A 20969-nucleotide genomic window follows, 5' to 3' on the forward strand; every position below is an offset into this window, starting at 1 on the left:
TCAGGAGGTTAGCGATATGACCACCGGGAACCCGGCGTTGTTATTGGTGGATATCCAGAATGATTTCTGTGAAGGGGGATCGCTGGCGGTCAAAGGGGCCAGTGCGATTATTCCGGTCGTTAACCGCATGATCTCGGAGGCCGAGCGCAGTCATCAGTTGATCATCGCCAGCCGGGACTGGCATACGGTTGATCACTGCAGTTTTGAGGCCCGGGGCGGCCCCTGGCCGCCCCACTGCATTCAGGATTCCCGGGGCGCAGCCTTCCATCCGGACATGGCGCTTCCGGACACGGCTGTTCGGGTCAGCAAGGGTGTGGGGTTTGATACCGATGCCTACTCAGCCTTCGATGGCACCCAGCTCGAAAGTTTCCTCAAGCGCCACGATATAGGAACGCTCCGGATAGCAGGCCTGGCCCTGGATGTGTGTGTGCGGGCGACGGCGCTGGACGCCCTGAAGCATGGCTTCGGTGTGGAGCTGGTCACCGACGGCTGCAAGGCCGTCGACCCGCAGAACGCGCCGGAGGTGCTGGACGAGCTTCGGGCAGCCGGCGCAAGCATTTCATGAGATCAGGAGGCCCGTCATTGATTCGGGAACAGGATCTGCCGCTGCTGGTTGATCTCTACGAGTTGGCCATGGCCCAGGCCTACTGGTCCGAGGGTATGCAGGAGCGGGCGGTCTTCAGCCTGTTTTTCCGGGATATGCCCGCCCACCGGAATTTTGTCCTTGCCTGTGGCCAGCGAAATATCTGCGAGATGTTGGCGAACCTCCGGTTTACCGACGAACATATTTCGCGCTTGCGAGAGCTCAACCGGTTCCAGGAGGAATTCCTGGCATGGTTGAGGGGGTTCCGCTTCAGTGGCTCGGTGCGTGCAGTACCTGAGGGCACACCGGTGTTCCCCCAGGAACCCCTCCTGGAGATCGAGGCGCCCATAGCCGAGGCGCAACTGCTCGAAAGCCTCGTGATGAACTATGTACACCTGGAGTCGGTACTGGCATCCAAGGCCGTGCGGGTGGCGCTGGCGGCGCGCGGTCGCTCGGTGGCGGACTTCGGATTACGCCGGATGCACGGAGTGGACGCCGGGCACCGGAGTGTCCGTGCCTATCGACTGGCCGGGCTGTCAGCGACCAGCAACGTTGTCGGGGGGCTGGATTTCGGCCTGGAAGTGACCGGAACCATGGCCCACAGCTTTGTGCAGGCCTATCCGAAGGAGTTGGAGGCGTTCAAGGTCTACGCCACGCTGTATCCGGGGACAACGCTGCTGGTGGACACTTACGACAGCCGGCGGGCTGTCCGTCGCATTGTGGCGTGGCTCGCCCGTGATCCCGATGCCCGGGTCGGGGCGATCCGGCTGGATTCCGGTGACCTGGGCGCGGAAGCGAAAGACTGTCGGAAGATTCTGGATGATGCCGGCTACCCGGATATCAAGATTGTTGCCAGCGGCGGACTGGATGAGTATGGCATAGCCCGGTTGCTGGAAGAGGGCGCACCGATTGATGCCTTCGGCGTTGGCACCTCGATTGGAGTTGCGGTGGATTCACCGTCTCTGGAGCTGGCCTACAAACTTACGCAATACGCCGGTGAACCGAAAATGAAAAGCTCCTCCGGCAAGGTGTCTTATCCCGGTGCAAAGCAGGTTTTCCGCCAGATCGACAGTAGTGGCCGAGCCAGTGGCGATACCGTGGCGCTCAGTCACGAGCAGCTGGATGGTCAACCTCTCCTGGATCTGGTCATGGAGCATGGCTCGGTGGTGGAGGGTGCCGTTCCGCCGCTCGACGAGCAGGTCCGGCAGGCCGGTATCCTGTTGAAAGCCCTCCCGGAACGCCTGCTGGAGATTGCATCGTGCGATCCTCTCCCGGTGATTATCAGTGACGAACTGAAACAGCTTCAGGCGCAAACCCTGGCACGGGTTTCAGTATAGGGGGCGTGTTTTATCCGTTGTTCAGAGTCCGTTTGCGTATGACCTGAACCAGCTGAGTCATAAGCTCCCGTGCCTCGTGGTCATGAAGGGCGCTGCATTTGTCCCTCATCAAGCGCCGGTCATGGTCGGACGGATGTCCGCCGGCCTCCTTGAGGTCATCCAGGTACTGGCAGGCCGTCAGGTGGGCCTTGATCTCTACATCAATCAGCTGGGTGATCAGGTGTTCGGCGTTATCGGAGCAGAAAGGGCGGTTGTGGTTAAGTCGGGCACGGGCGTCCAGGGCGGCGTTCCGGGCATCGAGCCGAAGATCACCGGGAGGATCTCCGGCTTCCACGGCCCGCAGGAATGCACCCACGCGATCATACAGCTGCCAGACCTGGGGCCATAGTTTATCGTAGGCGGTTTTTTCGGTCCGGTAGCGAGCATCGCTGTTCTGACCCTCGGGGCGTTCTGTCAGCACTGGCGGCTCGCTGCCAATTCCCGTGACCCTCAGCTCATCCACTTCCCGCCAGAGCGTGGAGGTTTTTTCTTCCAGCAGCTCCAGCCTTTCCTGGTAAATGCGTCGGGTTCGGCCGGAGTGGAACACCGCAATTGCCGCAACGACAAGGGCTGCCAGAGCCGCAAGCATCAGGCTGGATTGCGAGAGGAGAGTTTCAGGCAGGAACTCGCTAAGCATGGCAGTGCATCCCGTTCAGACCCGAAAGTCGGTTTGATTCCCAACAGTATAGAAGCTAATTCGCATCCTGTTGGCGATAGGGCAGCAGGGTTTGCGCCTCCCGGTAATAGGCCCGCACCTGGGTCGCCTCGTCTTCCGTGAATTCCCGGATGGCTGCCCGGAAACCCGGATGGGCAACGCCATGCCAGGAGTGGGTGATAGTCGGTTCGAACCCCCGCACCAGCTTGTGCTCCCCCTGGGCACCGGCATCAAAGTGCTGGAGTCCCAGTTCGATCGCAAGTTCGATGCCCCGGTAGTAGCAGGTTTCGAAATGCAGGTGGTTGTACTCCTCCAGGCAGCCCCAGTAACGGCCGTACAGAGTGTCCGCGCCACTGAGGAACAGCGCGCCGGCAATCATCTGGCCGTCCCGGACTGCCATGATGACATGCAGGTGTTCCGGCAGGCGCTCTCGCAGCAGGGTAAAGAAGGTTTTGTTCAGGTAGGGGCGCTGTCCACGTTTGAGGTAGGTGGCCTGGTAGAAGACATGGAAGGCGTTTAGCACGTGGTCGGGAATATCCGTTCCTGAGAATCGCTCGAAGACGATGTCTTGTTCGGCGACTGCGCGCCGTTCCCTGCGAATGGATTTGCGTTTGCGGGACGTGAGCTCGGCGAGGAAGTCCTCGAAGCTTCTGTAGTCCCGGTTGTGCCAGTGAAACTGGCAACCGATGCGGTGCAGTTGTCCCGGATGACCGAGTAAGGCCTGATCCCGTTCATCGGGAAACAGCAGGTGCCAGGAGTGGGCACCCAGGTGACCGATCAGTCCGTCCAGCAACCGGGCCATGGTGCTGCCCGACAGGTTGGCTCTGAGATTATCCTCCAGCAGCAGGCGCGGCCCCCGCGAAGGAGTAAAAGGCAAAGCAATCAATAACTTCGGGTAGTACTCGAGACCATGGCGCTGATAGGCGTCCGCCCAGGCCCAGTCAAACACATACTCACCCATGGAATGACTTTTGAGGTAGGCGGGGGCAACACCGACGATGTCGCTGTCCTGACGGAACAGAAGATGGCTGGGTTGCCATCCCGTTTCCGCGGTGGTGCAGCCGGATTCCTCGAGACTCCGGAAGAATTCGTAGCGCAGGAATGGATTGCTGCAACCTGCCAGGCGCTCCCAGTCATCCCGGGGAATGTCGGTGATGCTTGTACAGGTCTGCAGGGTCAGGGTTTTGTCCATGGCTCGGATTCATTGTTGATGCGTACCCGATACCATACGTCAGAACCGGTCGAATGATCACTCCCGCCGGCGCGTTGTCGGTCTGTAAAGGTTGTGCAAAAGAACTGTCTGCAAATCAGTGCGGTGTGGACACCGTGTTAGACTTCGGTCAGTCCAGTGGGAGGTATGCGAATGCAGAACAGGGTGTTGCTGGTTGAAGATGACGAGGAGCTGAGGGAGCTGCTTGCCAGGTATTTGTCCAGCCAGGGCTTTTCGGTGCGTGAGGCCGCCAATGGCCGCGATGGCCTTGCTCTGGCGACCGGCCAGGATTGCGATATCGTGGTTCTGGATATCATGTTGCCTGATATCAGCGGGCTCGATGTGCTGCGGGAGTTGCGTGCCCAGACCCATCTGCCGGTGGTGTTGCTCACCGCCCGGGGTGACGAGACTGATCGCATTGTCGGTTTCGAGGTCGGGGCGGATGACTACATTCCCAAGCCCTGCAATCCGAGAGAGCTGGTGGCACGCCTGCAGGCCTTGCTCCGGCGGATCGCCTGGGACCAGAAGGCTGAGGTCAACGGCAAGCGTGAGTATGGCGATCTTCGGGTCGAGCCTGCCCACCGTCGAATCTTCCAGAATGATCAGCCACTGGATCTGACCGCCACCGAATACGAGGTTCTCCAGGTCCTGCTGGCCCATGCCGGCAGCGTGGTGCGCAAGACCGACCTTATGCAATGGGCACTGGGGCGACGCCTCGAGGCTTATGACCGAACGCTCGACATGCACATCAGCAATCTTCGCAAAAAGCTGGGCAATGATGATCCGCCCCGGATCGAGACGGTGCGCGGACTTGGTTACAGCTACCGGGTGCCGGTGTGAAGAAGCCCATGATGTTTCCGCTGTTCTGGCGGATCTTTCTGTCCATCTGGCTGGCCATGGCGGTCACGGTCGTTGCCAGCAACCTCGCCACACGCTTTCTCCTGGATCGGGAACGCCAGGCCATTGAACGGCAGGTGGGCCTCCGGGACTTGGGCATGGAGGCGATCGACGTTCGGGAGCAGAAGGGGCGGGGGGATGCCTGGCGTTTCCTGCGAAGCCAGGGGGAGCGCCTGGATTTACACCTGATACTGGTCGAACGGGACGACGAGGACGATCGCCTGCCGGAACCGATCCGGGAGCGCATGCGCTCGAGCTGGAATCCCCAGAAACCGGCGGTTATTGATGTAACCGAGGACTATCGCCTCGTTGCCTGGCCCCGGCTCAGTGGAGGGGGGTGGCTTGAGCCCGGTTTCTTCAAGTTCATAGAGTTCGGTCTGGCGTCCGTGCTGATCACACTGGCTTGCTGGTGGATCGCGCGCCTGGTCTCGCGACCGCTCAAGCATATGGAAACCACCGCCAAGGCCATTTCTGAGGGTAAGAATTCGCTTCGGGTCGATGAGGAGATTACCCGGCGGCGGGACGAAATCGGCCGACTGGCGAGCGCCTTCAACGCGATGACGGACCAGCTCTGCAACCTGCTGGATCGGCAGACCCAGCTCCTCCGGGACATTTCCCATGACCTTCGCACACCGCTGGCCCGCCAGCGTGTAGCCATCGAGTTGGCCAGTGAGAGCGGTGCGGATGCGCCGCTCATGGCGAGCATCCTGCGCCAGAACGAACGTCTGGAGGCCATGACCAGCCAGATCCTGACCCTGTACCGGGTCACCGAGCAGGGGGAGGCCATTGACCGGCTGCCGGTGGAGCCGCTGCCGTTGGTAAACCGGGTTCTGGAGGATGCCGCCGACTTTGCCCGGCATCAGCAGGTGGACTGCAGACTCGTCGCCGCGCCCGATGTGGTCAATCTCCGGTTCATGGGAGATCCGGGGTTGTTGCAGCGGGCGGTCGACAATATCCTTCAGAATGCGCTGGATCATACCCCCCGGGGCAAGTCGGTTCACCTGACCCTGAAAAACGCCGCCCGGCAAATGGTTCTGGAGATCCGGGACGAGGGGCCGGGGGTGCCGGAGGAACTGCTGGGGCAGCTGTTCGAGCCGTTTTTCCGGGCCGACAAATCCCGCGGTGGCAAGGGCTGGGGACTGGGCCTGGCAATCGCCCGCGACATCGTAGCGGCCCACGATGGTACCATCACTGCAGGGAACAGTGAGGAGGGGGGATTAAGCGTGACGATCCGGCTTCCTGTCTTTTCGGTTGGCTGACCGGGGCTCTGGCTCCGGGTCGTCGGGTTTGAGCGCAGCGGCACCGGAGAAGTCGATGCCCTCCTGCAACTCATCCTCGTCAAAACGAATACCGCAGGCGGCTTTACGGATCTTCGCTGGCCCGGCTGTTCCCGGAGCCTTCGCTTCGTCTCGGTCTGTCACAGGTTTTTCTCCATGAATAAAGATTACCCGATACCTGCAGGATACCTCGAGCGGGAAACGGAAGTTAAGAAAAGTCGTTTTATTGCCCGGGTTGCACCGGTCGGTTCGCGGGACGAGGTCCATCAATGGCTGGAACAGGCCCACCGGGACCACCCGGATGCCCGTCACATCTGTTGGGCGTACCAGATCGGGCGCCCCGGGTCAGCGGCGGAAGCAGCCATGAATGATGATGGTGAGCCCTCCGGCACGGCCGGCAAGCCGATCCTCAACGTGATACAGCACAAGGATATGGGCGACGTACTGGTGATGGTGATCCGTTATTTCGGCGGCATCAAGCTGGGTGCCGGTGGTCTGGTACGTGCGTACGCAGGCGCGGCGGAAAGCGTGTTGTCGGCAGTCGGGCGTGTGGTCCAGCAACCCGTGGCCCCGGTCCGCGTCACCATGTCATTTGCCGATGAACAGCCACTGCGCCACTGGTGTGAGATCCACGGTGCCGGTATCGAGGCCATCGACTATGGAACCCGGGTGCGGGCCGAGCTGTCCGTGCCTTTGGACAAACTGGAAGAGTTCACGCAGTTCTGTAATGCCCAGAAACTGGATTACGTTCTGGAAACATGAGGATCTAAACAGCATCGGCCTGCGTGTAGCAGGCGTATACTGAAATTAGTCACACTCCGTACTCGTGGTGTAAGGAGCTAATCATGATGCGTTTTCTTTTTGTATTCTTCACCGGGCTGGTGCTGACTGGCTGTGCCGCCAATGTCGTTACCGATTACGATAACGCGGCGGTATTCGGCAATTACTCCACCTGGGCGTTTGCCTCGAGTGCCGGTAGCTCCACGTTTGTATCGTTGGACGGTAACCGGGTGCGCCAGGCTGTCGAGCGGGAACTGAACCGCAAAGCCATGCGCCGGGTGGCCGAGGCGGAGGCCGACCTGCTGGTGAACTGGCAGATTGTCGAGGAAGAGCGCCTGGAACAGAGTGGGGTTGGCCTCGGGTTCGGCTTTGGCACCGGTCATTTCGGTTGGGCGCTGGCGGCTCCGCCCCCCGTACGAGAAATCGACGAGGGCAAATTGGTGGTCGAGCTGGTGGATAACGAATCCGATCAGGTGGTCTGGCGGGCGGCCAGTCGCCGCTACCTTCGTGAGAGCCAGTCGCCCGAGACCCGCAGTGAGCTGATTGATGAGGTGGTTTCAGAGATGTTTTCGAAGTACCCTCCGGGCCTTGAGTAAACGGAGCATTTTTCGGAGGCACCATGAAAAATCGGCCTGGAGGTCTGGTCTATTCCACGGAACAGGGGAAAATGTGTCCTGAATGCCGGAACCCGGTTGATCAGTGCACCTGCGGCAAGCCCGCGCGACCTGCGGGTGACGGTGTTGTCAGGGTCAGTCGGGAAACCAAGGGGCGCAAGGGCAAGGGCGTAACGCTGATTACCGGCATTCCCCTTGATGACAAGGAACTGAAAGCGTTCGCCAAGGTTCTGAAAGCAAAGTGTGGCACTGGCGGCACCATCAAGGACGGGGTGGTCGAAATCCAGGGTGACCACCGTGACCTGCTTGTTCCTCTGCTGCGGGAGAAGGGGTGGACCGTCAAAAAAGCCGGTGGCTGATTGTCTGATACGCAATCCCTTTTCGCTCACGTTACAATACTCACCTGGACTCTGGTTCGCCGAGTTCTGACCAATAAACAAAATCCCTCAGCCCCGCGCCCGGAGCTGGGGGATTTCTGTGACCGGAGGCAAGCATGCACATACTGGTTCTGGGTGCAGGTGTGGTAGGTACAACCACCGCCTGGTTTCTGCAAAAACAGGGCCACCGGGTCACGGTGGTGGATCGGCAAAACGGTGCCGGTCTGGAAACCAGTTACGCCAATGGCGGCCAGATTTCAGTCTCCCATGCCGAGCCCTGGGCCAACCCTTCCGCGCCGCTCAAGGTCATGAAGTGGCTATTCCAGTCCGATGCCCCATTGCTTTTCCGGCCACGTCTGGATCCGGCTCAATGGCGCTGGGCCCTGTCGTTTCTGACCGAGTGTACTTCCGCCAAGGCGGCCCACAATATCCGCCAGATGGTCAACCTCGGCACGTACAGCCGCAGCCAGCTTCAGGCGTTGCGGGCTGAACTGGGGCTTGACTACGACCAGCTGGAAAAGGGCATCCTGCATTTCTACACCAATCCGGAAGAATTCGACGGTGCCCTGGAACCCACCCGCATCATGCAGGATCTGGGGTGTGATCGTCAGATCATTGATGCCAACCGGGCTGTGGAACTGGAGCCTGCGCTGGCACCGATCAAGGACCGCATCGCCGGCGCCACTTATACCTCCGAAGACGAGTCCGGCGATGCATGCAAGTTCACCCGGGCATTGGCAGAGCAGTGTCAGGAGGCGGGCGTCGAGTTCCGCTACGGCACTGACGTCCTCGGTTTTGACCAGGCCGGTGACCGGGTTCTGGGCGTCCAGACGCTCAGCGAGGGGCGCCATGAAACCCTGCGTGCCGACAGCTATGTGCTGTGCCTGGGAAGCTACAGTGCGATCCTGGCCCGGCAACTGGGTATCACCCTGGATATCTACCCGGCCAAGGGCTATTCCATCACGGTACCGGTCAAGAATGAGGAAGCGGCGTTCAAGGTCAGCCTCACCGATGACGAGTACAAACTGGTTTACTCCCGTCTGGGCGACCGGCTCAGGGTGGCCGGCACGGCTGAACTCAGTGGCTACAGTCGCAACCTGAACCTGACCCGTTGCCGGGCCATCGTGCGGCGCACTGCCGAAGTCATGCCGGAGGCGGGCGACTGGGATCGAGCCGAGTTCTGGACCGGCCTGCGCCCGGCCACACCCTCCAACGTGCCTTACATTGGCAAGAGCCACTTCGCCAATCTGTATCTCAATACCGGGCATGGCACCCTGGGCTGGACCCATTCCTGCGGCTCGGCGGCGGCTCTGGCAGACATTGTCGCCGGCCGGAAGCCGGAGGTGGATTTCACCTTCGCTGGTCTGTGAAAAGGGGTCAGATGAAAGCTTTCATCTGACCCCGGTCCTTCCTCGGGGGCTGGCTTGAAGAAGGGGTCAGAAGAACGCCTTCTTCTGACCCCATGTTTGACTCCATTTCCCCGCTTCTGGCCCGAAATGCCGGGTAACTGTCACCAACTGGCAATAAACTCCTCCCAATCTGTGACCTCCCCACAACATCCGGCCGTCCTGATGTCGGCCGCTCCAGACAACAACGGAGAGCAGAATGGACAAGCAACGTCGTGCGGTCGTCAAAGGGCTCGCTGCTACGTCTTTCACTGCGCTGACCGCCTGTGGCGGCAGCTCATCAAGTTCTTCCCGTCCGACCAGCGGGGCTGATTCCGGTGCAGTCGGTGGCGATACCGCCCGGGTTCCTGCAGTGGCATTCAATCATGGCGTCGCCTCGGGGGATCCTCTGGCCGATCGCGTCATCCTCTGGACCCGTGTCACTCCTACGGATACGTTGCCCCGGGACGTAGACCATGTTCCTGTGCAGGTAACCATTGCGCGGGACCGGGAAATGCGGGACCTCGTCGGTCAGACCAACACCGTCACCGGGCCGGACCGGGACTTTTGCGTGAAGGTGGATATGGCCGGGCTTCAGCCGGATACCTGGTACTACTACCAGTTTTCGGTAGGCGGTGAGAAATCGCCCGTGGGCCGCACCAGGACGTTTCCGGGCAGCAGCGGGGCGGCGGAGCGGGCCCGGTTTGCGGTGGTGTCCTGTTCCAACTACGCCTATGGTCTGTTCTCTGTCTACAAGGCGGTCAGCGAGCAGTCCGATCTCGATTTCATCCTGCACCTGGGCGACTACATCTACGAGTATGGCCCGGGCGAGTATGGTGATTTCCCGGGGCGCGATCCGTTGCCTGCCCACGAGATCATCGAACTCTCCGATTATCGGCAGCGCCACGCCCAGTACAAGACCGATGCGAATCTGCAGTCAGTCCATCAACAGTTTCCCATGATCTGTATCTGGGATGATCACGAATCCGCCAACGACAGCTACCGTGATGGTGCCGAGAACCACGATGAGGCGACCGAAGGTGGCTGGTCGGAGCGCCGCGAGGCGGCGATACAGGCCTATTTCGAATGGCTGCCCATCCGCGAATCCGGGACGGAGACCGGCAGGGTCTGGCGCAAGTTCGAGTTCGGCGGCCTGATCGATCTGTTGATGCTCGATACCCGTCTCGAAGGGCGGGATCTCCAGGTTTCCTCGCCGGCGGATCCGGGCCGTTTCGATGACCAGCGCCGAATCATGAGTGAAGAGCAGATGAGCTGGCTTACCGAGGGCCTGGCCACTTCCACGGCCAGTTGGCGAATGATCGGTCAGCAGGTCATGTTCGCCGAGCTGAACATTGTCCGGACTCTGGACGCCGCCCGTACCCTGGGCATAGACGATGTGTCGGCCTTCAACGGCCAGCTGCTGTCTCTGAATATGGATCAGTGGGACGGGTACGTCGCGGACAGGAAACGCATTCTCGATACCCTCGAGGGGGGCAAAATTGACAATACGGTTATCTTTACCGGCGACATCCATACCTCCTGGGCCAATGAGATATACGCGGACCCCGGCAATCTGCTGGAGAACAGCCTTGCCCCACCGCTGGCGGCCGAGTTTGTAGCACCTTCGGTAACCTCGCCGGGATTTCCGGAGGAAATTGCCGGCCTGGCCGAGGTCGCCGTCCAGCTTGCCAATCCGCATATGAAATATGTGGAACTCAAGACGCCCGGTTTCATTCTCGTTGATGTGACAACAGAACGGACCCAGGCGGAATTCCTGTACGTGCGGAGTATCTCCAGTGCGGACGACCTGGGAACCCTTGACCCCGATATGACCAAGGTTGTGGGTGTCGACAGTGGTAACAGCCGCATCTATCAGGATCGTCCCCGATCCGAGCCGAGAGCGGTTCGCACCGCGATGTTTCATCCGCCTGTGCGCCAGGCCGTGAGCTGAGGAGGTTCTCATGAGCCGTTCAATTATCCCGCAGGGACACCGCTGGAAACGTCGTGATGTATTGCGCACCCTGTTCTTCACTGCCGGAGCGGTCGGTTCCGCATCCTGGCTGACCGCGTGTGGCGGATCCGCTTCCAGCGCCCCTGAAGCTGCCGTGCCCCCTGCTGGCGGAGAAGCATCCGGTGGTGGGTCGCGCCCGGACGAGATGGAGAAGCTGGTGGGGCGTTTTGCGGAAATCGGACCGTTGCGTGATGCCGATGTTCACGGTGTGCGCACCCCGGAGGGCTTCGCTACCCGGGTTGTGGCCATCAATGGTGAGCTGCCCCAAGCGGAGGGCATGGCCGCCAGTGGCCCGAAGACGGGCGGCATCGGTAACCGCCCCTGGCACATTTTCCCGGACGGGGCCGGGGTTGTGCCCAGGGACAACGGAGGCTGGATCTATATCAGTAACAGCGAGGTTCCCGGTGTCGGCAGTATCGGTTTCTCCTATCCCGAACTGGCGGGGCTGACGAATGTGATCGAGGAGTTCACACCCGGTCTGGCCCAGGTAGGGACTCTGGTCTTCGATCCCGACGGTACCCTGGTCGACTCCTACACCATTCTCAGTGGCACGACATTCAACTGCGCAGGGTGCGTGACGCCCTGGAAAACCTGGCTTTCCTGCGAGGAATTCCCGAACGGTCAGATCTGGGAGTGTGATCCCTACCAACCGGGGGAGGGGCTTCCCAGACCGACCCTGGGGTTCTTCTCCCATGAGGCGATTGCCATAGATCCCGGCGCACGCATGCTCTATCTGACCGAGGATATGCCGGACGGGCGGTTCTACCGTTGGGTACCGGACCCCTCCGACTGGCCGGAAGGCAGTGATCGGGCAGCATTGCAGTCGGGCAGGCTGCAGGTCCTCGCGGTTCGCGGAGATGGCGTCGGGGCCGCACTGGATACACCCCAGCCGGTTGAGTGGCTGGATGTCCGGAATCCCCACGAGCCCCAGCATGAAAACCGGTTGCCGGATTCGACCCTCTTCAATGGCGGTGAAGGCGTCTGGTTCTTTAACGGCGTCGTTTACTTTGCCACCAAGGGTGACGACCGTATCTGGGCACTGGATACCCTGGCCCAGACCATCGAGGTTATCTATGACCGGGCCACCGCGGTGGCGCCGAATGACATCCTGTCCGGTGTGGACAACCTGTTCGTGACCGATCAGGGCGACATCCTGGTGGCAGAGGATGGCGGGGATATGCAGGTGGTGGTGATCCTGCCCGACGGCACTCTGAAACCTTTGCTGCAGATTGTGGGGCAGGATGCTTCCGAAATTGCCGGAATCGCCTTCTCGCCGGATGGACAGAGGATGTATTTTACGTCGGACCGTGGGGGCAGGGATGGTTTTGGTGGGTTTACCAATGGCCTGGGGATGGTGTACGAGCTTATCCTGCCTGAGGGGCTGTGAGTGAAAACGGGGTCAGAAGAAAGCGTTCTTCTGACCCCAATTTCGCCTCGAGGTCTGACTTGAGCAAGGGGTCTGATGAAAGCCTTCATCTGACCCCAAGTTCAGGTCAATCCCCGTAGTTACTTCAACTGATCCCGAATCAGCTTCTTGTTGATCTTGCCAACGCTGGTCTTGGGAATGTCATCCACAAAGTCCATCTGCTCCGGAATGGCCCACTTGTTGATGTCGCCGCTGTCAACGAACTGCTGCAGGTGTTTCTGGATGTCTTCCTGGCTGGCGGTTTCACCCGGCTTGAGGGTGACCAGTGCATAGGGCCGCTCGCCCCATTTTTCATCGGGCACTCCGACCACAGCCGCGCCGGCCACGGCCGGGTGCTGGCTGATCAGGTTTTCCAGGTCCAGTGAGGACAGCCATTCGCCTCCGGTCTTGATCACATCCTTGATGCGATCCTTGATGGTCAGGGTATTGTCCGGTTCCATGCTGGCGACATCACCGGTGTGCAGCCAGCCGCCATGCCAGAGTTCCTCGCCTTTCTGCGGTTCCTTGAAGTAGCTCTGGGTCAGCCAGGGTGCGCGGGTCACCACCTCACCTTTGGCCTCGCCGTCATGGGGGACCGGCTTGCCGTCGGGATCGACGATTTCGATCTCGACCATGGGCACCGCGATACCGGTCTTGACCCGTTTTTCGGTCTGCTGCTCCAGCGGCAGTTCCAGGTCTTCAGGCTTGAGATGGGTGGCGCTCAGCAGCGGGCAGGTCTCAGACATGCCGTAACCGGTATACATGCGGATGCCGAGCTTCGCGCCGGCGTCGCACAGGCCCTTGGTCAGGGCGCTGCCGCCGATCAGCACATGCCAGTTGCTCAGGTCCGCGGTCTTGATGGAGTCGGTGGCCATCATCATCTGCATGATGGTGGGAACACAGTGGGAGAAGGTGACCTTATGCTCCTTGAGCAGGTCTACCAGCAGTTCCGGCTCGTAGCGGCCTGGGTAGACCTGCTTGATGCCCATCATGGTGGCGGCGTAGGGCACACCCCAGGCGTGCACGTGAAACATCGGGGTAACCGGCATGTAGACGGAGCTCGAACGCAGCAGCGGCATTTCATCGTAGGCGGCCAGGGAGCCGGTCATGGCCAGGGTATGCAGAACCAGCTGGCGGTGACTGAAATACACGCCCTTCGGATTGCCGGTGGTACCGGTCGTGTAGAAGGTGGTGGCGACGCTGTTCTCATCGAAATCGGGGAAATCGAACTCGGTTGCCGACCGGCTCAGCAGGGCTTCGTACTCACCGGCGGTATCCAGACTGGTGTCGGTGGCAGAGTCGGAGTCGGTCAACTGGATGTAGGTCTTGACCGTCTCGATCTCGTCCTTCACACCCTCGAGGATGGGCAGGAAGTCGTCGTGAACCAGAACCACATCGTCTTCGGCGTGGTTCATGGTATAGACAATCTGTTCCGGGGAAAGGCGCACGTTGATGGTGTGCAGGACCGCGCCAATCATCGGGATGGCAAAGAAACACTCCAGATAGCGCGGGGTGTCCCAGTCCATGACGGCCACCGTATCGCCGGGCTTGACCCCTGCATCGGTCAGCGCGTTGGCCAGTCGATGAATGCGTTCCACCAGGGTGGTGTAGGTGTACTTGCTGCGGTTTGCGTAATGGATTTCCTGGTCCGGATTATAGCGAGGCCCCGAGAGCAGGAGCTGTTTGATAAGCAGGGGGTACTGATAGGCGTTCTCGGCCGGAGACAGGATTCGGGTCTGTGCCATCTTGTGTTCCTCTTTCTCTGCTTGTGCTTGTTATTACGATGAGAAAGATAAATCTGACACAGTTTGGGAGGAACGGGAACCGCTTAACGGGAAAAAAATGCAGAACGTACGGATCGTTTTTGCTGCCCCGGGTACGCTCTGCGAATCCGGGTGTTACTGATAGGTGCAAAGGTAGGCGGTGTCAATATCCGCTTTCGCTTTGAAGCTGGCCTGTCCGGCTACGTCAAAGCTTTCGCCCGCGCCGTAGGTCATCCACTCTTCCATACCCGGCAGCAGTACGGTCAAGGCTCCGCTGATCACCGTCATGGTTTCCTTCTTGGTGGTACCGAACTCGTACTCGCCCGGGCTGATCACACCAACCGTGGCCGGCAGAGTGGCTGTCTGAAAGGCGATGGACTTGGCTTTGCCGTCGAAATACTCGTTTACTTTAAGCATACGCTGGCCTCCTGAAATGGATTGGGGCGACTACTATACGGCAAAACGGTACAACTCCAATGACATTTTTGAGACCGGGGCCGGCGTGAAGCGGGGGTCAGATGAAAGCTTTCATCTGACCCCGGTTTTTCGCCCAGCTCCGTGGGAGTCACAGGCCCAGGGGTCTGATGAAAGCTTTCATCAGACCCCATCTTGATCGGACCCCCCTTTTCAATCACTGCTCCCAGGGCTTGCCCTCGGTCCCCTCCATGGTGTTAACCCCGATGTGCATGGCCGCTTTGGCCAGAATGTTGGCGCTCACCGGAGCGGTCATGAACAGGAATACGGTGATCAGCACTTCAGAGATGCCAATGCCTTCCCCGCGGGCGGTGAAATAGATCACCGAGCTGAGCATGATCGCACCCACGCCCAGGGTGGTGGCCTTGGTGGGGCCATGCAGGCGGGTGAAGAAGTCCGGCAGGCGGGCAAGGCCAATGGCGCCGATCAGGGTGAAGGCGCCACCGAGCAGTAGCAGGAAGGCAATGACATATTCGGCAAACGGGTTCATGGGGCTCTCCTATTCGATCACGCTACCGCGCTTGAGGTACTTGGCCATGGCGACGGTACCCACAAAGCCCATGACCGCGATCAGCAGGGCCGACTCAAGATACATACGGGTGCCCAGGGTGATACCCAGCAGGATGATCAGTGCGATTGCATTGATGTAGAGGGTGTCCAGTGCTAGAACCCGGTCCGGCGCATCCGGGCCCTTGATCAGACGGTACACGTTGAGCAGGGCTGCCAGGGTAACCATGGCGATGGTGATGTACAGGGCGATAGTGATCATTTGAACATCTCCAGCAGAGGCTGTTCGTAGCGGGTACGGATGGCATCAATCACCTGCTGGTCATTTTCTGCATCCAGGGCGTGGACCAGCAACAGGCGCTGGTCGTCACTCACATCGACGCTGACGGTACCGGGGGTCAGGGAAATGGTGCTCGCCAGGATGGAAATGGCCAGGGGGTGCTCCAGTTCCAGTGGGTAGCAGACAAAGGCTGGCCGGGGCTGTCGGGGGCTGAGAATCAGCGCGGCTACCTGGAAGCTGGCGACGATGATGTCTTTGATCACCCGCGCCAGGTACCGGGGCATCAGCCAGAACCTCATGAACGACGGTCGTTCCGGCCAGAACCCCTGGGTCAGTTGCGGGATGGCCCATGCCAGGAGCAGGCCAAGGACCACACTGCCGCCACTGATGCCGTCACTCAGGAACTGCCAGGTGACAAACAGGATCAGGCTGAGCCAGGGCTGGGGAAAACTCAGTCGGTCAAGCATCAGTCCTCCTCCCCGACCATCGGCATCTGCAGGATTTCCAGGTAGGCCGCGCGGTTCTGCAGCTGGGCTGCGGTCGCGTCCGTGTATTCATTGATGGGTCCGGCCAGCGCCACGATAACAAGGCTCAGTCCAATCAGGGCGCCGGTTGCGGCGCGCAGGTTCCCTCCGAGGGGCTTGGGCTCCTCGATATGTCCGTCAACGGTTCGCCAGAAGACAATGCTGCCGGCACGGCTATAGGCGATGACCGTGAAGAAGCTGCCAATCAGTAGCACTGACCACAGCCAGGCCATTTCGGGGCCGGAGGTCACCGAGTTGAGGATCAGGAGCTTGGCAAAGAAACCACTCAGGGGAGGCAGGCCCGCTGCAGCCACCGCGCCAACGAGGAACAGCACACTCAGCAGCGTCCGGTTTCGCATGCGCGGCGCGGTAACGATCTTGTCCGTCGCGCTGCCGCGCTGACTGGACACCAGTTCCGCTACCAGGAAGAGTCCGGCAACGGTCCAGGTGGTGCTGAGCAGGTAGAACAGTGCTGCGGAGATGCCTCCCTCGGAACCCAGGGCAATGGGTGCCAACAGGGTGCCTACCGAGATAATCACCTGCCAGGCGACCAGGGTCTTGAGACTTTGGGCGCCGAGCGCACCAACCACGCCCATGATCAGGGTAATCAGCGCCAGCGGGAACAGCCAGTTCATGCCCAGGTTGGCGAGCGCTCCGGCATCGTCGCCGAACACCAGCAGGTATACCCGCAGGATGGCGTAGATGCCCACCTTGGTCATGACCGCAAACAGGGCTGCGACCGGTGCGGTGGCCCGCGCGTAGGCTCTGGGCAGCCAGAAGCACAGCGGCAGGAGTGCGGCTTTCAGGGCGAACACCACCAGCAGCATCATGCCGCCGGCCTTCACCAGTTCCAGTTCCTCACCGCTGAGCAGCAGCACCCGGATCGCGAGGTCCGCCATGTTGAGCGTACCGGTGACGCTGTAGATCATTCCGACACTGATCAGGAACACCGCCGAGCCCACCAGGTTGAGCACCACGTAATGCAGGCCGGGAACCGTGCGGGCGGTACCGCCGCCGTGCATCAACAGGCCGTAGGAGGCGATCAGGAGAACCTCGAACGCCACAAACAGGTTGAACAGGTCGCCGGTCAGGAAGGCGATGTTCAGGCCCATCAGCTGGAACAGGAACAGGCCATGGAACTGCCGGTTGCCCTCGTCCGCACCGCCGATGGAGAACAGGTGAGCGAACAGGGCGAGAACGGCAGTCATGACCAGCATCAGCGCGGCCAGCCGGTCCAGCACCAGGACGATACCGAACGGAGGCTGCCAGTTGCCGAACGCATAGAGGCGGTAACTGCCGTCGTTGGCCATCATGAGCAGCACGATGCTGGACACCAGGAGCAGCACCGTGGTGCCAAGAGCCAGGGTCCGCCGCAGGCTGATCGGGGCATAGCCCATGAAAGCCTGCAGGACACCACCGAGCAGGGGGATCAGAATCGGAGCGATGAGCCACTGGTTCATTGACTGCGTTCCTCCTCGTTCTTCTGCTCCGGCTTTTTCGGTCGTTCTCCCTGACGGCCGTCTACATGATCGTCGTCATTATCCGCTAGGTTCCTCAGGGACAGCACAACCACAAAGGCGGTCATGGCAAAGCCGATTACGATCGCGGTAAGCACCAGGGCCTGGGGCAGGGGGTCGGAGTAGTTCTCCGTGCTGCCAAGGATGGGCTGGCCGCCGGTGGCCAGGCGCCCACTGGAAAACAGGAACAGGTTGACGCCGTAGGAGATGAGCGTCAGCCCGACCACCACCGGAAACGTCCGGGCCCGAAGCAACAGATACACGCCCGAGGAGGTCAGGGCGCCGATGACCAGCGCGAAGACGAGCTCCATTATGCACCCTCCTTCTTGGGCTTGATGGCGGAGTGGGGCGACAGCCGGCCAATGCTGACCAGCGCCAGCAATGTGGCCCCGATGACGGTCAGGTAGACACCCAGGTCAAATACCAGAGCGGACGCCACCTCGAATTTGCCCACCACCGGCCAAGTGATGTAGCCAAAGGTGGAGGTGAGGAACGGATAGCTGAAGGCCAGACTGCCGGCCCCGGCGATGATTGCAAAAAGAAGGCCCAGACCGATCACGTTGTGGTACTTGATGCCGATCCGTTCCTGGGTCCAGACCATGCCGCTGGCAATGTACTGGAGAATCAGAGCCACCGAGGTAATCAGCCCGGCGATGAAGCCTCCGCCCGGCAGGTTATGCCCCCGGAGGAAAATGAATGCCGAGACCATCAGTGCCAACGGCAACATGGGGCGGGCAATCTGTTTGAGCATCATCGGATGGGCGTCCCGGGTCCACGGATGGCCCATGCCATCGCCCGGTGGCGGGGTCAGGGCGGTATTCTTCAGCATCGCGTAAATGCCCAGGGCGGCAATCGCCAGAACCGTGATCTCGCCGAGGGTATCGAAGCCCCGGAAGTCCACCAGAATCACGTTCACCACGTTGGTGCCGCCCCCGCCGGATTTACTGTTATCCAGGAAGAAGTCGGAAATCGAGCTGAATGGCCGGGTCAGCATGGCCAGGGTGACCAGCGTCATACCGACACCGGCAACCAGGGCGATAATGGCGTCGCGGCTCCGCTGGCCACGGGAGCTCTCCAGTGGGGTCCAGGACGGCATGTAGAACAGTGCCAGCATAAGAAGCACGATGGTGACCACCTCCACAGACAGCTGGGTCATGGCCAGGTCCGGCGCCGAGAAGCGGGCGAAGGCAAGCGCCACGATCAGGCCGACCACACTGAGTAACACGAGGGCGTAGAAACGCTCCCGGTGCAGGAAGGCTGTCAACAGGGCACAAACGATCAGTACGCCCGCTGCGATCATGGTGGGCAGGTCAACGGGACTCAGGCCCAGTTCACCCACAAAAATACCGACATTCATCAGCGGCGCTGCCGCCACGGCGATAACACTCAGCACCAGCAACAGGGCGTAGCGTTGCAGGGAACCGTTCTCGATGCGGGCGGTCAGGTCGTGCGAGAAGTTCCCAATCCGTGACACCACTGCTTCGAACACCGCTTTCTCGTCGATCTCCTTGAACCGGGCATGGAAATCGAAGAAGCGCTGGCGTTGGGTGTACATCAGCAAGCCCCCGAAGAACGCCACAAAACTCATCAGCAGGGGCAGGTTCAGGCCATGGACCACGGCGAGCTTGTAGTCCGGCACGTCGCCGCCAAGGGTGGCAGAGGCCGCGGAATACAACAGCGGGCCGACCGAGATGGCCGGAAACATCCCCACCATCACACAGGCAAACACCAGGATTTCCACCGGGATCTTCATGTAGCGGGGTGGTTCGTGGGGCGGATACACGGGAAGGTCCACCGGTTTGCCATTGAAGAAGACGTCATGGATGAAACGGGCGGAATAGGCCACCGCGAAGATTCCCGCCAGGGTGGCCACAATCGGTGGCAGCCACGCCCAGAGACCCGGCAGGTTCAGTTCCAGGGATTCGGCAAAGAACATCTCCTTGCTCAGGAAGCCGTTCAGCAGCGGCACACCCGCCATCGACGATGCCGCCACCATGGCCAGTGTTGCGGTGTGGGGCATGTAGCGCCAGAGGCCGTTAATCCTGCGCATGTCCCGGGTGCCGGTCTCATGGTCGATGATGCCGGCCGCCATGAACAACGAGGCCTTGAACGTGGCGTGGTTGATCACGTGGAAGACCGCCGCGACCGCCGCCAGTTGCGTGCCCATGCCAAACAGCAGGGTGATCAGGCCCAGATGGCTGACGGTGGAGTAGGCCAGCAGGCCCTTGAGATCGTGCTTGAACATGGCCACGTAGGCACCGAGCAGCAGCGTCGCCATCCCGGTGAAGCTCACCATGTAGAACCACTGCTCGGTACCCGCCAGTGCCGGATACAGCCGTGCCATCAGGAACACGCCGGCTTTCACCATTGTGGCCGAGTGCAGGTAGGCAGATACCGGCGTCGGCGCCTGCATGGCGTGGGGCAGCCAGAAGTGGAACGGGAACTGGGCAGATTTGGTAAAGGCACCCAGCAGCACCAGCGTCAGGGCCACCGGATACATGGCATGGGCCTTGATCTGGTCGCCGGCGGCGAGAACGTCGTCGAGCTCGAAACTGCCGACGATGTTGCCAATGATCAGGATGCCGGCCAGCAGTGCCAGACCACCGCCCCCGGTAACCGCCAGGGCCATCCGTGCCCCGCGGCGGGCATCCTGCTTGTGGGTCCAGTAACTGATCAACAGAAACGACACCAGGCTGGTCAGCTCCCAGAAAATCAGCATCAGCAGCAGGTTGCTGGACATCACGATGCCAAGCATGGAGCCCTTGAAGCAAAGGAGCAGCGCGTAGAACTTGGCGATGTTCTCCTTGGGCTTCAGGTAATAGCGGGCGTACAGGATGATCAGCAGCCCGATGATCAGGATCAGCAAGGCAAACAGCAGTGCCAGGCCATCCAGGCGAAAACTGAGTGAAATGCCCAGTGCTGGTAACCACTCCTGATGGAACAGAACGTAGCCACCGTCGGCCAACACCTGCCAGTTCGGGTAAAGGGCGGCCAGTGCAACCAGGGCCGGAACGGAAGAGGCAATGGCAATTGCCGTTCGCCCTCCCTGGGCGAACAGGGGCGCGGCGATCGCCCCCAGGAAAGGCAGTAAAACAACCAGCGGTAGCGACATCGCAACCTCGTTATCGGTATTTTTCTTCTACGTATGGAAAAAGGCGTGTGTGCAGAAGTCTAGCCTCCGGATACGCGTCCTGCATGGCATAAGGGCAGCAGGGTTACGCCGGAAGCCCGGGATCAGATGAAGGGCGGATCCGGGAAATAGGGTAGACGACCGCGATGGCGGGCGATATCAGCCGTTACGGGCGGGCGAATGGTCTGTTTGCAGCCGAAGGAC

21 protein-coding genes are annotated in these 20969 nt (G+C 60.6%); 10 read left to right on the forward strand and 11 right to left on the reverse strand.

Going from position 1 to position 20969, the window contains the following annotated elements:
• The first annotated feature begins 16 nt into the window (after positions 1-16).
• Both MD273_RS04160 and MD273_RS04165 read left to right on the forward strand, forming a co-directional pair.
• Entirely contained in the window at positions 17-565 is a 549-nt protein-coding gene (locus tag MD273_RS04160; protein ID WP_239036509.1) for an isochorismatase family protein, read from the forward strand.
• Between the two features lie 17 nt (positions 566-582).
• Positions 583-1920, forward strand: a complete 1338-nt coding sequence (locus MD273_RS04165; protein WP_239036510.1) for a nicotinate phosphoribosyltransferase — start codon at positions 583-585, stop codon at positions 1918-1920.
• Between the two features lie 10 nt (positions 1921-1930).
• On the opposite strand, the gene MD273_RS04170 is transcribed toward MD273_RS04165, so the two are convergent.
• Both MD273_RS04170 and MD273_RS04175 read right to left on the reverse strand, forming a co-directional pair.
• On the reverse strand, positions 1931-2596 hold the full coding sequence (locus MD273_RS04170) for a hypothetical protein (protein WP_239036511.1): 666 nt from the start codon (positions 2594-2596) through the stop codon (positions 1931-1933).
• 55 nt (positions 2597-2651) lie between these two features.
• A complete protein-coding gene (locus tag MD273_RS04175) occupies positions 2652-3806 on the reverse strand; it encodes a GNAT family N-acetyltransferase (RefSeq protein WP_239036512.1) in 1155 nt (384 codons plus the stop codon).
• 171 nt (positions 3807-3977) lie between these two features.
• On the opposite strand from MD273_RS04175, the gene MD273_RS04180 reads away from it, so the two are divergent.
• On the forward strand, positions 3978-4664 hold the full coding sequence (locus MD273_RS04180) for a response regulator transcription factor (protein ID WP_239036513.1): 687 nt from the start codon (positions 3978-3980) through the stop codon (positions 4662-4664).
• Between the two features lie 8 nt (positions 4665-4672).
• A complete protein-coding gene (locus MD273_RS04185) occupies positions 4673-5980 on the forward strand; it encodes a sensor histidine kinase (RefSeq protein ID WP_239036514.1) in 1308 nt (435 codons plus the stop codon).
• Here the strand turns inward: MD273_RS04185 and MD273_RS04190 are convergent.
• Positions 5939-6142: a hypothetical protein gene (locus MD273_RS04190; RefSeq protein ID WP_239036515.1), complete on the reverse strand. Its 204-nt coding sequence runs from the start codon at positions 6140-6142 to the stop codon at positions 5939-5941. The two genes, MD273_RS04185 and MD273_RS04190, sit on opposite strands and share 42 nt — an antisense overlap.
• A gap of 12 nt (positions 6143-6154) precedes the next feature.
• Between MD273_RS04190 and MD273_RS04195 the strand changes: the two genes are divergently transcribed.
• From MD273_RS04195 to MD273_RS04220, 6 genes are all read left to right on the forward strand, one after another.
• Positions 6155-6760, forward strand: coding sequence for an IMPACT family protein (locus MD273_RS04195; protein WP_239036516.1), 606 nt, complete (start codon positions 6155-6157; stop codon positions 6758-6760).
• A gap of 83 nt (positions 6761-6843) precedes the next feature.
• A complete protein-coding gene (locus tag MD273_RS04200; RefSeq protein WP_239036517.1) occupies positions 6844-7374 on the forward strand; it encodes a DUF4136 domain-containing protein in 531 nt (176 codons plus the stop codon).
• A 23-nt stretch (positions 7375-7397) separates the two neighbouring features.
• Complete coding sequence (locus tag MD273_RS04205) at positions 7398-7751, forward strand: translation initiation factor Sui1 (protein WP_239036518.1); 354 nt, start codon at positions 7398-7400, stop codon at positions 7749-7751.
• Positions 7752-7885: 134 nt separating this feature from the next.
• Positions 7886-9139 (forward strand): D-amino acid dehydrogenase, encoded by a 1254-nt coding sequence (locus tag MD273_RS04210; protein ID WP_239036519.1) that lies wholly within the window; start codon positions 7886-7888, stop codon positions 9137-9139.
• A gap of 235 nt (positions 9140-9374) precedes the next feature.
• Positions 9375-11105, forward strand: a complete 1731-nt coding sequence (locus MD273_RS04215; protein WP_239036520.1) for an alkaline phosphatase D family protein — start codon at positions 9375-9377, stop codon at positions 11103-11105.
• Between the two features lie 10 nt (positions 11106-11115).
• Positions 11116-12552, forward strand: a complete 1437-nt coding sequence (locus MD273_RS04220; protein ID WP_239036521.1) for an alkaline phosphatase PhoX — start codon at positions 11116-11118, stop codon at positions 12550-12552.
• Between the two features lie 119 nt (positions 12553-12671).
• Here the strand turns inward: MD273_RS04220 and MD273_RS04225 are convergent, their stop codons facing one another.
• The 8 genes from MD273_RS04225 to MD273_RS04260 all read right to left on the reverse strand — a co-directional run bounded on the left by MD273_RS04225 (position 12672) and on the right by MD273_RS04260 (position 20747).
• A complete protein-coding gene (locus tag MD273_RS04225) occupies positions 12672-14315 on the reverse strand; it encodes a fatty acid--CoA ligase (protein ID WP_239036522.1) in 1644 nt (547 codons plus the stop codon).
• A gap of 153 nt (positions 14316-14468) precedes the next feature.
• Complete coding sequence (ppnP, locus tag MD273_RS04230) at positions 14469-14750, reverse strand: pyrimidine/purine nucleoside phosphorylase (RefSeq protein WP_092001367.1); 282 nt, start codon at positions 14748-14750, stop codon at positions 14469-14471.
• A 214-nt stretch (positions 14751-14964) separates the two neighbouring features.
• Positions 14965-15297, reverse strand: coding sequence for a Na+/H+ antiporter subunit G (locus MD273_RS04235; RefSeq protein WP_239036523.1), 333 nt, complete (start codon positions 15295-15297; stop codon positions 14965-14967).
• Positions 15298-15306: 9 nt separating this feature from the next.
• The gene (locus tag MD273_RS04240; protein ID WP_113862974.1) at positions 15307-15576 is read right to left on the reverse strand and encodes a K+/H+ antiporter subunit F; all 270 of its coding nucleotides are present in this window, start codon (positions 15574-15576) and stop codon (positions 15307-15309) included.
• On the reverse strand, positions 15573-16061 hold the full coding sequence (locus tag MD273_RS04245; RefSeq protein WP_239036524.1) for a Na+/H+ antiporter subunit E: 489 nt from the start codon (positions 16059-16061) through the stop codon (positions 15573-15575). Before MD273_RS04245 ends, MD273_RS04240 begins: the two co-directional genes overlap by 4 nt.
• On the reverse strand, positions 16061-17578 hold the full coding sequence (locus tag MD273_RS04250) for a monovalent cation/H+ antiporter subunit D (protein ID WP_239036525.1): 1518 nt from the start codon (positions 17576-17578) through the stop codon (positions 16061-16063). Before MD273_RS04250 ends, MD273_RS04245 begins: the two co-directional genes overlap by 1 nt.
• On the reverse strand, positions 17575-17946 hold the full coding sequence (locus tag MD273_RS04255; RefSeq protein WP_239036526.1) for a Na+/H+ antiporter subunit C: 372 nt from the start codon (positions 17944-17946) through the stop codon (positions 17575-17577). The genes MD273_RS04250 and MD273_RS04255 overlap by 4 nt, the downstream gene beginning before the upstream one ends.
• A complete protein-coding gene (locus MD273_RS04260; RefSeq protein ID WP_239036527.1) occupies positions 17946-20747 on the reverse strand; it encodes a monovalent cation/H+ antiporter subunit A in 2802 nt (933 codons plus the stop codon). The genes MD273_RS04255 and MD273_RS04260 overlap by 1 nt, the downstream gene beginning before the upstream one ends.
• Positions 20748-20969 lie beyond the last annotated feature (222 nt).

The sequence above is a fragment of the Marinobacter sp. C7 genome, assembly GCF_022343555.1.
Lineage (GTDB): Bacteria > Pseudomonadota > Gammaproteobacteria > Pseudomonadales > Oleiphilaceae > Marinobacter.

Excerpts from the sequence above, each read along its gene's own strand:
- MD273_RS04160 (WP_239036509.1), top strand. The coding sequence starts at position 17 with ATGACCACCGGGAACCCGGCGTTGTTATTGGTGGATATCCAGAATGAT.
- MD273_RS04170 (WP_239036511.1), bottom strand. The coding sequence starts at position 2,596 with ATGCTTAGCGAGTTCCTGCCTGAAACTCTCCTCTCGCAATCCAGCCTG.
- MD273_RS04175 (WP_239036512.1), bottom strand. The coding sequence starts at position 3,806 with ATGGACAAAACCCTGACCCTGCAGACCTGTACAAGCATCACCGACATT.
- MD273_RS04180 (WP_239036513.1), top strand. The coding sequence starts at position 3,978 with ATGCAGAACAGGGTGTTGCTGGTTGAAGATGACGAGGAGCTGAGGGAG.
- MD273_RS04185 (WP_239036514.1), top strand. The coding sequence starts at position 4,673 with ATGATGTTTCCGCTGTTCTGGCGGATCTTTCTGTCCATCTGGCTGGCC.
- MD273_RS04195 (WP_239036516.1), top strand. The coding sequence starts at position 6,155 with ATGAATAAAGATTACCCGATACCTGCAGGATACCTCGAGCGGGAAACG.
- MD273_RS04200 (WP_239036517.1), top strand. The coding sequence starts at position 6,844 with ATGATGCGTTTTCTTTTTGTATTCTTCACCGGGCTGGTGCTGACTGGC.
- MD273_RS04205 (WP_239036518.1), top strand. The coding sequence starts at position 7,398 with ATGAAAAATCGGCCTGGAGGTCTGGTCTATTCCACGGAACAGGGGAAA.
- MD273_RS04210 (WP_239036519.1), top strand. The coding sequence starts at position 7,886 with ATGCACATACTGGTTCTGGGTGCAGGTGTGGTAGGTACAACCACCGCC.
- MD273_RS04215 (WP_239036520.1), top strand. The coding sequence starts at position 9,375 with ATGGACAAGCAACGTCGTGCGGTCGTCAAAGGGCTCGCTGCTACGTCT.
- MD273_RS04220 (WP_239036521.1), top strand. The coding sequence starts at position 11,116 with ATGAGCCGTTCAATTATCCCGCAGGGACACCGCTGGAAACGTCGTGAT.
- MD273_RS04225 (WP_239036522.1), bottom strand. The coding sequence starts at position 14,315 with ATGGCACAGACCCGAATCCTGTCTCCGGCCGAGAACGCCTATCAGTAC.
- ppnP (WP_092001367.1), bottom strand. The coding sequence starts at position 14,750 with ATGCTTAAAGTAAACGAGTATTTCGACGGCAAAGCCAAGTCCATCGCC.
- MD273_RS04235 (WP_239036523.1), bottom strand. The coding sequence starts at position 15,297 with ATGAACCCGTTTGCCGAATATGTCATTGCCTTCCTGCTACTGCTCGGT.
- MD273_RS04240 (WP_113862974.1), bottom strand. The coding sequence starts at position 15,576 with ATGATCACTATCGCCCTGTACATCACCATCGCCATGGTTACCCTGGCA.
- MD273_RS04245 (WP_239036524.1), bottom strand. The coding sequence starts at position 16,061 with ATGCTTGACCGACTGAGTTTTCCCCAGCCCTGGCTCAGCCTGATCCTG.
- MD273_RS04250 (WP_239036525.1), bottom strand. The coding sequence starts at position 17,578 with ATGAACCAGTGGCTCATCGCTCCGATTCTGATCCCCCTGCTCGGTGGT.
- MD273_RS04255 (WP_239036526.1), bottom strand. The coding sequence starts at position 17,946 with ATGGAGCTCGTCTTCGCGCTGGTCATCGGCGCCCTGACCTCCTCGGGC.
- MD273_RS04260 (WP_239036527.1), bottom strand. The coding sequence starts at position 20,747 with ATGTCGCTACCGCTGGTTGTTTTACTGCCTTTCCTGGGGGCGATCGCC.